Origin of the sequence: Collimonas sp., from assembly GCF_035566555.1 — a bacterium.
Classification (GTDB): domain Bacteria; phylum Pseudomonadota; class Gammaproteobacteria; order Burkholderiales; family Burkholderiaceae_D; genus Collimonas.
In genome coordinates this window covers 1-9,202 of sequence record NZ_DATMRB010000094.1, presented here as the reverse complement: position 1 = coordinate 9,202, position 9,202 = coordinate 1, and the positions used below count along the sequence as shown (strand labels likewise).

Genomic DNA, 9,202 nt, shown 5'->3' with positions numbered 1-9,202 from the left:
CGGCGAAACATGAGAGGCTGCTTGATGCCTGTATTGGCAGAGAAATAGCCGGCAACGGGCATGTCGTTATCCATGATGTCTTGCGGCCGTTTCGGCGTGCCGTGCCTGGCAAGATAAGCAGGACTCGCGCAGGTGGTCCAGGCAAGTCTCCCGATCGGATGCGTCACGAGATCCAGGTCATCGGCGGTGCTGCGGATTGCACAGTCTATGTTTTCCGCGACAAGATCCACGGTACGGTCGGTGACGCTGAGCTGCACCTGTATATCGGGATAGCGCGCGAGAAAAGCCGGCAATGCGGGAACGAGGATGCCGCTTGCGGTCGACCCGCCGCTGTCCACTCTTAGTACGCCACGCGGGCTGGCCTGATCGCGGCCGAGCGTAGCCTCAAAGTCATCCAGTTCGCTGAGTAGTTGCCGCATGCGCTCATAGTAAGCGGCGCCATCGGTCGTCACGCTGACCCGCCGCGTATTACGTTCCAGCAGTTTTACGCCAAGATGCGTCTCCAGCGATTTGACCCACTTGCTCGCAGTGGCATTGGGCATGTTCAGAGAAAGCGCTGCCCGTCCGAAGCCTCCTGTCTCCACAACGCGGACAAAGACGCGAATTGCCTGCAAATGGTCCATCAGCTGACCTCCAATTATCTACACAGGTGGATAGATAAACCACAATACACCTATTTATCTGCACTGGTGTTTAAACTAAGCTGAAGTCATACACACACAGGTAAGCCAGGAGCTCTGCAATGACTACTTCTCTCTATGACAACATCCATTCAACCAAGCATGCCGGAAAGGTGGCGCTGGTGACCGGCGGCAGTAGCGGAATCGGCCTGGCCACCGCCAAGCGCCTCGCGCGCGAAGGCGCCACGGTGTTCATCAGCGGGCGACGCCAGGCCGAGCTGGACGCAGCGGTAGCGGAAATCGGCCACGGCGCCAGTGCGATTCGCGGCGACATTTCGTCGGCGGCGGACCTTAAGGCCATCGTCGGCACTGTATCTGCGCAATACCGAAGGATAGACATTCTCTTCGCCAATGCGGGCGGCGGGGAGTTCGCCCCGCTCGGAGATATCACCGAAGCGCAATTCGACAAGTACTTCGACATCAACGTGAAAGGTACTTTGCTCACCGTGCAGAGCGCGTTGCCGCTCATGCCGGCAGGCGCTGCCATCGTGATAACGGGATCGATTGCAGCGGTGCAAGGAACGCCGGCATTCGGCGTCTATGCCGCCACCAAGGCCGCCTTGCGCTCCTTCGCGCGCACCTGGGCGTCGGATCTGAAAGGACGGGACATCCGCGTGAACGTAGTCGCACCTGGCGTCGTCGTCACGCCGGCATACAAGACAGAACTCAAGTTAAGCGAGGAACAGATTGCATCGTACTGCAGGGAAGTCGCCGCGACGACGCCGCTCGGCCGGGTGGGCGATGCCGACGAGATCGCCAAGGCGGTTTCCTTTCTCGCATCCGACGATGCCAGCTATATCACCGGCATAGAACTGTTCGTCGATGGCGGACGCGTGCAGGTCTGATTGTTCAACGCCGCATCCATGCAGGCATGCCTGCGGCATTACCTGGAAAACACCATGAATTCGCAACAAACCCTTCACCTTGCCCGGCAGTTTCTTGAAAAAATGGGTTCCGGCGCTAGCGCAGATGAGATTGCCGCGTTGTGCGCGCCCGATCTCGACTGGAATATACCGGGCGATACCGGCGTGCTGCCATGGATCGGCCGCAAGACAGGACGCAAGGCCATATCGGATTTCGTCCGCGATACCCAAACCATGATCGAACGCGTCAGCCTCGACATCAAGGATATTCTCGCGAACGGCGACCGCGCTGTCATTCTCGGCCACTTGCAATCGCGGATCAACGCCACGGGAAAACTGATCGATACGGCATTTGTGATCATCCTGACCTTCTCCGGCGCGCAGATCGCCAGCCTCCTGATGCTGGAAGACAGCTTCGCCGTATCGATGGCCGCACGACGCTGAGCGGCTGCACCAATTTCCATGCGCAGAATCAGAATGCCGGCGAACTATCGTTTATCGTTCGGCACAGTCCTCAACGACCTAAAGGAATCCGCGATGTCTTTTTCGGTGAATGAACTTCTGCCGCGAAACCTGCACGCCATCTTCGGCCAGCGAGATGCCGCGGCAAGAATGGCGGAACTAAAAGCCCTCTGGCTGCCAGAGGGCGTCTTCGTCGATCCGGACGGCCGATATGTGGGCCTCGATGCCATCAACCGCAGGGTCGACGAGTTGCAGGCAAGATTCCCTGCTTTCGACTTTGTTGAGCGCGGCGCCGTTGAGGCCATGCATGGGGTCGGGCGTCTCCCATGGGGCTATGGGCCTGAAGAGAATCGGAGCGCCGTCACCGGTGTCGACGTGGCGGTCACGCGCGACGGCAGGCTGCTCGAACTATACGCCTTCATAGACTGACGCTCTGCGATGATCATGCTGGCGTCCTTCAACCTTGACGGCTGCTGCATTCAGGATCGGATGCAGATTATTTCTTCGGGCGATCCGTTCCAAAAATCAAGCGCGATTTTTCCTGTGGGCCAGCCATCCAGCCACCAGCAATGCTTTCAGGATGAGTAAAGCACCAATTCCCACCACGCCCAGCTTGAGAGTGGCGCCGACTACATAGGCGATTCCCACTGCGATACCCTTTATCAGGACGAATAGCAAAATGATGCACAGCAGGCCCGCATAGAGGGGGCTGTGGCGGTGCAGGGTTGAGAGCTGTTTCATATATCTCCGTTTTACCTTGACTGCTTGATGCGACAAGCCCGAACTCCCGGTTCGCGCCGCAACGAATGCCGCCACAGCTTGGCCAAAAAACGATGCCACGAACCAAGGACAGAAAAACACATCTGCTGCATGTGGATTGGTATCGAACAGACTCCCGGCGCCATGCCGCATGAATACATGCATAAGTGTACAGCAGCCCCAGATTGCCTACAGGGCTCGCAACATGCAAAAACTGCCTTCTTCACATCCCATTAATTAACCAGAACACGTGCAATTTCCGCAGTAACATGTAAATGTTTCCCAAAGTCATCATTGCGTAATAAATAACTGTTATTTTTTACAGGCTGCCAGGGTCACATCCTGGCTTGTTCGAGGATAGGGCGCCCAGCGGAAAGAAATCCGTAGCGCGTCACGGTGGAAGCAAAAAACCCCTGCTTTACTAACCGATCGACCCTATAGAAACATGAAGGAGAAATGGTAAATGAAAAAATTCCTGCTTGCCCTTTGTTTGATGACCCCGGCAATGTACGCCATGGCCGATGGCCAAGCGGATTGCGATGCCGCCGCCGGCAGCTATCTGACTGGCACCGTCAACGGCAAACCGACATTTGCGAATGGCAGCGCGCTCAAAGGCGTCAAGCTCTCACATACCCATATCACCGTCAAAGCAGACCAAGACGGCAGGACTTATGACGTTGCCATGGACAACGTCTACGCCTTGGATTACCAAAAGAATTCGACTTCGATCCCGAAGTCGCTGGCAGCGTTCGCCCTGGGCGACCAAGTGGAAATGTGCGGCCAGCTGTATACCAGCGGCTACGGCATACACTGGGTCCACGACAACTGCAACGTCACGCCGGACTCGGCGCACCCCAATGGCTTCATCAAGAAGTTGCAGACCAACGGCGACGAAGGCGCCAACCTGGAAGCCAGCGAAGCATATTGCTATTTGTGGAATTAAGCGTAGCTGTCTGACTCCTGATGCCGGTTACGCTATGCCGGCATCAGGACTGTAGCGAACTACCTGGGGCGATGATGTTTTTTGGAAGACAGTAATCGCTGCCAGTTCCTGCTCAATCATTTCTCTACGTCTCCTCGATGTCGTGAACCCGACTATCCGTTATTCGCTGCTGCTCGCAGTGGCCGGCGCATGCCTTGGAATGTATCTGTCGACGACAGGGAGTTCCGGGGAAAAGCTGAGCGTAAAAAGCGGAAGCCAAGAACCTGTTGCCAGTCTGTCTCCCGGCAGTGGCGAATTGATATGGCCGTTTGCTGCGGGAACGGCCAACCAGGGAGACGGCTTCGCCGCCCTCCCTCTTCCTGCCGCCGCCGTGTATGCGCGAAGCGGCCGCCAGGTCGACCTGGGAGGACTTACGGTACAGCAGTACATCTCCAAATGGAACAGCCTGGCCAGGGCCGGCGACAAGGATGCCGCCTACAATGTCTACCAGGCGACGGCGGTTTGCGCCAGCAACGACGATCCCGCTCCCGCATACAACAGCGCCGCCGAGCTCGGGCAGTTTCTGGATGAACGAAAAAAATTGCTGGCCTTGTGCGAAGGCGTCAATGCGGCCCAGCTGCAGGAACGGATGTCCTTCCTGGCAGTCGCCGCGCGCGCAGGAAAAGTCGAAGCACAAATCGATTACTTCATGGAAGGCCCCTACGGCCACGATGTCAACCTTGCAAAAAGCGCGGACGATCCCGTCGTACAGCAATGGAAAACCGAAGCTGTCACCGAATTGAAAGCGGCCGCCGCGCAAGGCGAACCATTTGCGCTGGCATTGCTGGCGCAAATCTACGAAGCCGGTGAACTGCTGCCGCGCGATGCCAAACAATCCCTTGCCTATAAGGTGGCTGAGGCGGATGCGAGAAACAGCGTTTTGTCGGAAGAACAGCTAAGGCGCAATATCGGCGCGCAAATGTCTGACGCCGATTTTGCCAGCGCCCTGCAGACAGGCAAGCAGATCGCGGCCGCCTGCTGCAAGAAAAATCGCCCATCGCCGCAAGAGTAGAGAGACTCTCGATTGGCGCGCCAATACGCCTGAACATTCATGGCATCGTTGGCTGTCGATCGCCAAGATTCAGATTGCGCCGGCGCTACTCATTGCTCCCCGCTGATCTCGATCTCCATGCGCCGATTGGGTTGCAGGCAGCGCACTAGTTGTGGCGTCAGTTTCTGCCCGGGACACTGAACCACGGGCTTGGCGTCGCCGGCGCCATATGCCCGCACCAAATGCGTATCCAACCCTTTTTGTATTAAATAATCGCGGATCGTATCGGCCCTTGCTTGCGACAGCGCCAGGTTTGCCTGTTCAGAACCGATCCGGTCTGTGTACCCGGTCACGACGACAGACGACAATTTGACCGCATCCTGTTGGAGATGGTTTGCCAGGTCGTCGAGTGTGTCGCGCCCTGCCGGATTCAGGTTGCCGAGGTCCGATTTGCCGAATGCGAACAGTCCGTCTGCGCCAAACTCCACGTGGCGTTTCAAGGTTTTTTCTGCGACCGGCGCCACGGGCGCATCTTTGACTTGCGGTGGATTGATGTACCTTTCGCACTCCGGATTCTTCCAATGGGTAAACGTAACCCGATTGTCCGAATCGAACTTCACCTTGAACTGGCAGGTAACATACTCGCTGCCCTTGCCGGTATAAAAATTGAACGCGTAATCCCACTCGCGTACGTAGAAGATGCCTTCGCTGAAATGCGGGTTGCCGAGCTCCAGCCGCACCTGGTCTTTGCTCAGGCCCGGCGTCACGCGTTTTACGTGGTCTGGGCCGACAAAGTCTCCCGTCGTTAGATAGGAGCTATCGAGTGCCGGGAAATTCACTTCGCCGGTGTCGGCCGCGGTTGCGGAAAAAGTCATGCAATACAGCATGCTTATGCATAGAGCCCGACGGAAGATGCTGGAAGAATGTCGCATACATTAGTCCTGGAAAAATGTGAATCGAAAGATCTTCTCTGTGCCATGACAGTCACAGAGATCTACTTGAATAACCGTCCATCCTGCCTGGCGTTCAATTGAGAACGCCAGACACGGCAAGCCGGGCAGCTACGCCACCGGTGGTTGTGCCGGAGACACCGCCGCTCAGGCTCCAGCGGCCGTTGTCCGCCGTACGGCGCAACGACACGCCAATTGCATTCTGATTCTGGTAATAGCCATACCCTGCCGAGTAGGTGATCTTGCCTGCCACATACGGCGCGCTCTCCATCGACATGGCCGCTGCGACACCCGCATAAGCCTTCTTGGCAACATCGTTGATATTGTTCTGCAGCTGCATGGCCAGCCCGCTGGCGTATTGATTGGCCTGCTGCAGGCCGGTATTGAGCTGGGAAACGTTGACAGCATCCGTAGCGGCAGTACCGGCTTCGACGTTATGTATCGCCGCAGGGCTGCTGGCGCCGTTGCCCATCGTGACGCTGCTGTAGTTGGTGGAACCGTCGGCGTTGGTGTCGTAATGCACACCTCCCGCTTGCACGGCCTGCAACTGACGCACGTTGACAGCGTCCGTCGCCTGCGTTCCGCCCGCGACATTGGTGATCTGGCGTTCGTTGCCGGCGCTGCCGACCGAGACCGCGCCTTGCGTCGACGCCACCGCCGTATTGGAGAATGACTCCTTGGCGCCGCCCAGGCCAGCGCGGTCAGCTGTCGAAGCGGCGCCGATTGCCACGCCGTTGCTCGCCGTTACGCTCGCACCCGCGCCCATGGCGACTGAATTCGCGCCGGAGGCGGTGGTATTTTTTCCTGCCGCAATGGCGTCGACTCCAGTCGCGCCGTCATTGTTGAGATTGCCGCCGCCGCTGGAATTGACGCTGTAATACTTGGTCTGACTGGACGCCACCACATTAGTCAGGTTGTTGATGGCGCTATTGGTGGCATACAGCTGACTGCCATTGATGGCATCGGTGCTAGTCGCGCTCAGCTGTCCCGCCGCAACGTTCTGGATCTGCCGCTCATTTCCCGCGGAACCGACACTCACCGTTCCCACCGGCGCAGCGCCGGCGAAGGAATAAGAGGTTCCGCGAATGGTGGTGCCGGCGGTTGCCACGGCTACGGTAGTGGCCGAAGCACTGCCGATCGCCACGCTGTTGCCGGTGCCGGCCACCGCGCCCTGGCCCAGCGCCGTGCTGTTGGCAGCGGTTGCTTGGGCGCCTTGGCCGAGTGCGGTAGTGTTGGCCTGGTTGGCCACCGATCCTTGCCCCGCGGCGGTCGAACTTTGGCCGGTAGCTACAGCATTGGTGCCCATGCCCAGCGAATTGCTGCCGGCCGCGCCGACGGAACCGGTAAACGCCTTGCCTTCGCTGGAAGCAATTGGAAACTGGTTGGTGTTGGCAATGGTTGTCAGGTTATTGATTGCCGTGCCCAGGCCGTTTGCTACCGAATAGAGCTGGGAACCGTTGATGGCGTCGGTTGAGGTTGCCGTGACCTGCCCCGCCGCCACGTTGGTGATTTGGCGTTCCGCGCCGGCTGCCCCCAGCGATACGGTAGAAGTCGGTGTGGTCCCGGCAAAGCCGCCATAGCTTGTGCCGTTGACCGTGGCGCTGGAAACTGGATTCGCCGCCGCTGCCGCACTACCGCTGCCCAGCACCACGGAACCGTTCAGCCCCGCGGCTACTGTCACATTGCTGCCGAACACGAAGGTATTGTTGGAAGCGATGTTATTGTTATTGCCCACGGAGAAACTGCCGGTCCCGGTAATAGTGGTCGGATCGCCGATCGCCACGCTGTTGGCGCCGCTGACGACATTGCCGCTGCCTATGCTGATGCTGTTGGCGCCGGATGCCTGCGCGCCGTTACCGATGGCGATCGACGATCCGCCCGAGGCTGCGGCCAAATTGCCGATGGCGACATCGTTCGCCGCCACGGCAGAGGATCCGACACCCGCCGCCAGTGCATCTTGTCCGGTGGCGCCGTTGTTATTGTAGTTTCCGCCTTGGGTACCGCCATCGTTGACGCTGTAGTAGTGTCCCTTGCTCGCGGCAATCGCCAGATTGGTAGCGTTCAGCTGGCTGCCATTCACCGCATCGGTGCTGGTCGTGCTCAATTGTCCTGCCGCCACATTGGTGATCGTCCGTTCGTTACCCACGCTGCCGACGCTCACGGTACTGACCGGTGTCGTACCCGCAAAGTTGTAGATAGTGCCGTTGATGGTGGCGCCGGTGGTCGCTACCGCGGCGGCCGTGATGCTGCCTGCTCCCAGGGCTACCGCACCTGCATTGGCGGCTGTCGCGCCATGGCCCAAGGCCATTGCATCGGCGGCGCTGGCGTTCGCAGTCGGACCAACTGCAACGCTATCAGTACCACTGGCAGTACTGTCGGCCAGCGTTGAATCGGCATGGAAATACTTGATGCCGCCACCGTTATTGATATTGTTGATCGCGGTGGTGTTGCTGGTCACCTGCTGGTTGGTTGCAAACAATTGCGAGCCGTTGACCGCATCCGTGCTTGCCCCGCTCAGCTGGCCGGCCGCCACGTTGACGATCTGGCGTTCGTTGCCTGCACTGCCTACCGATACCACGCCTGCCGGTGTTCCTCCGGCGAAGGTATAAGCCGTACCGCCGATTGTCGCACCGCTGGTCGGCACCGCTGCTGTCGTCACCGTGCTGCCCTGGCCCAGCGCCACATTGCTGCCGGTGGTGCCGGCAGCAATGCTGGCGCCCTGGCCCAATACCGTCGCATTGGCATTGCCGTTGTCGCTAGCCTGGTTGCCCAGCACTGTCGACGCCGCGCCAGTTGCGCTGGCGCCGAAACCGCCTGCGCTTGCGTTGGCGCCGCTCGACACCGGCTGCACCGCAGTCACGCTGTTGTCGGATACAAACGGACCTGCCTTGCCGTTGGCGATGTTATTGACCGTATTGCCCAGGTTGGTCAACGCCGTGTCGGTGGCGAACAGCTGGCTGCCGTTCACCGCATCCGTGCTGGCGCCGCTGAGACGGCCCGCTGCTACATTGGTGATTGTGCGTTCGTTGCCAAGGTTGCCTACGCTGACCGTCGATGCCGGTGTCGCGCCCGCGAAGTTGAAGCTAGCGCCATTGATCACCGTGCTTGCCGTTCCAACTGCCACAGCCGTAGTCGAACCCGCGCCCAGCGCCACGTCATTGGCATTGTTCGCTGTCGCCCCCTTGCCGGCGGCCAGGCTGCCAGCGCCACTTGCCACCGCAGCCGGACCAACAGCGACCGCATCGCTACCCGTCGCCGTCGAATCGGCCAGCGTCGAATTGGCGTGAAAATACTTAATGCCGGCACCATTGTTGATGTTATTGATAAGGCTGTTTGTCGCAAACAGCTGCGAGCCGTTGACGGCATCGGTGCTGGTGGCATTCAATGCCGCCGGCGCCAGGTTGGTGATAGTTACCGGCGCGCCCGCGCCGGCGCCGCCGGTCGCACCGAGGGTGATCTTGCTGCCGCCCACCGCATCGTACTTGACCGCGATATTGGCCGTGTTGTCGACGTTG

8 protein-coding genes and 1 pseudogene are annotated in these 9,202 nt (G+C 59.2%); 5 read left to right on the top strand and 4 right to left on the bottom strand.

Annotation, left to right across the window (positions count from 1 at the left end; translation table 11 throughout):
* On the bottom strand, positions 1 to 623 hold a 623-nt coding region (locus VNZ65_RS12115), incomplete at its 3' end, for a LysR family transcriptional regulator (RefSeq protein ID WP_325669280.1).
* Between the two features lie 119 nt (positions 624 to 742).
* Here VNZ65_RS12115 and VNZ65_RS12110 point away from each other — a divergent pair.
* From VNZ65_RS12110 to VNZ65_RS12100, 3 genes are read left to right on the top strand one after another with little or no spacing between them, the layout of a single operon-like run.
* Positions 743 to 1,525 (top strand): glucose 1-dehydrogenase, encoded by a 783-nt coding sequence (locus VNZ65_RS12110; protein ID WP_325669278.1) that lies wholly within the window; start codon positions 743 to 745, stop codon positions 1,523 to 1,525.
* Positions 1,526 to 1,579: 54 nt separating this feature from the next.
* Complete coding sequence (locus VNZ65_RS12105; RefSeq protein ID WP_325669276.1) at positions 1,580 to 1,987, top strand: nuclear transport factor 2 family protein; 408 nt, start codon at positions 1,580 to 1,582, stop codon at positions 1,985 to 1,987.
* A 33-nt stretch (positions 1,988 to 2,020) separates the two neighbouring features.
* Positions 2,021 to 2,434 (top strand): nuclear transport factor 2 family protein, encoded by a 414-nt coding sequence (locus VNZ65_RS12100; RefSeq protein WP_325669274.1) that lies wholly within the window; start codon positions 2,021 to 2,023, stop codon positions 2,432 to 2,434.
* Positions 2,435 to 2,530: 96 nt separating this feature from the next.
* Here VNZ65_RS12100 and VNZ65_RS12095 read toward each other — a convergent pair whose 3' ends face one another.
* A complete protein-coding gene (locus VNZ65_RS12095; RefSeq protein ID WP_325669272.1) occupies positions 2,531 to 2,746 on the bottom strand; it encodes a hypothetical protein in 216 nt (71 codons plus the stop codon).
* 481 nt (positions 2,747 to 3,227) lie between these two features.
* Here VNZ65_RS12095 and VNZ65_RS12090 point away from each other — a divergent pair, with 481 nt between their 5' ends.
* Together VNZ65_RS12090 and VNZ65_RS12085 are read left to right on the top strand one after the other, a co-directional pair.
* A complete protein-coding gene (locus tag VNZ65_RS12090; protein WP_325669270.1) occupies positions 3,228 to 3,707 on the top strand; it encodes a hypothetical protein in 480 nt (159 codons plus the stop codon).
* A 295-nt stretch (positions 3,708 to 4,002) separates the two neighbouring features.
* On the top strand, positions 4,003 to 4,758 hold the full coding sequence (locus VNZ65_RS12085) for a hypothetical protein (protein ID WP_325669268.1): 756 nt from the start codon (positions 4,003 to 4,005) through the stop codon (positions 4,756 to 4,758).
* An 89-nt stretch (positions 4,759 to 4,847) separates the two neighbouring features.
* On the opposite strand, the gene VNZ65_RS12080 is transcribed toward VNZ65_RS12085, so the two are convergent.
* Together VNZ65_RS12080 and VNZ65_RS12075 are read right to left on the bottom strand one after the other, a co-directional pair.
* On the bottom strand, positions 4,848 to 5,612 hold the full coding sequence (locus VNZ65_RS12080; RefSeq protein WP_325669266.1) for an OmpA family protein: 765 nt from the start codon (positions 5,610 to 5,612) through the stop codon (positions 4,848 to 4,850).
* Between the two features lie 151 nt (positions 5,613 to 5,763).
* Positions 5,764 to 9,202 (bottom strand): annotated as a pseudogene (locus tag VNZ65_RS12075) (hypothetical protein); the annotation flags it as partial.

Excerpts from the sequence above, each read along its gene's own strand:
- VNZ65_RS12110 (WP_325669278.1), top strand. The coding sequence starts at position 743 with ATGACTACTTCTCTCTATGACAACATCCATTCAACCAAGCATGCCGGA.
- VNZ65_RS12105 (WP_325669276.1), top strand. The coding sequence starts at position 1,580 with ATGAATTCGCAACAAACCCTTCACCTTGCCCGGCAGTTTCTTGAAAAA.
- VNZ65_RS12100 (WP_325669274.1), top strand. The coding sequence starts at position 2,021 with ATGCCGGCGAACTATCGTTTATCGTTCGGCACAGTCCTCAACGACCTA.
- VNZ65_RS12095 (WP_325669272.1), bottom strand. The coding sequence starts at position 2,746 with ATGAAACAGCTCTCAACCCTGCACCGCCACAGCCCCCTCTATGCGGGC.
- VNZ65_RS12090 (WP_325669270.1), top strand. The coding sequence starts at position 3,228 with ATGAAAAAATTCCTGCTTGCCCTTTGTTTGATGACCCCGGCAATGTAC.
- VNZ65_RS12080 (WP_325669266.1), bottom strand. The coding sequence starts at position 5,612 with ATGACTTTTTCCGCAACCGCGGCCGACACCGGCGAAGTGAATTTCCCG.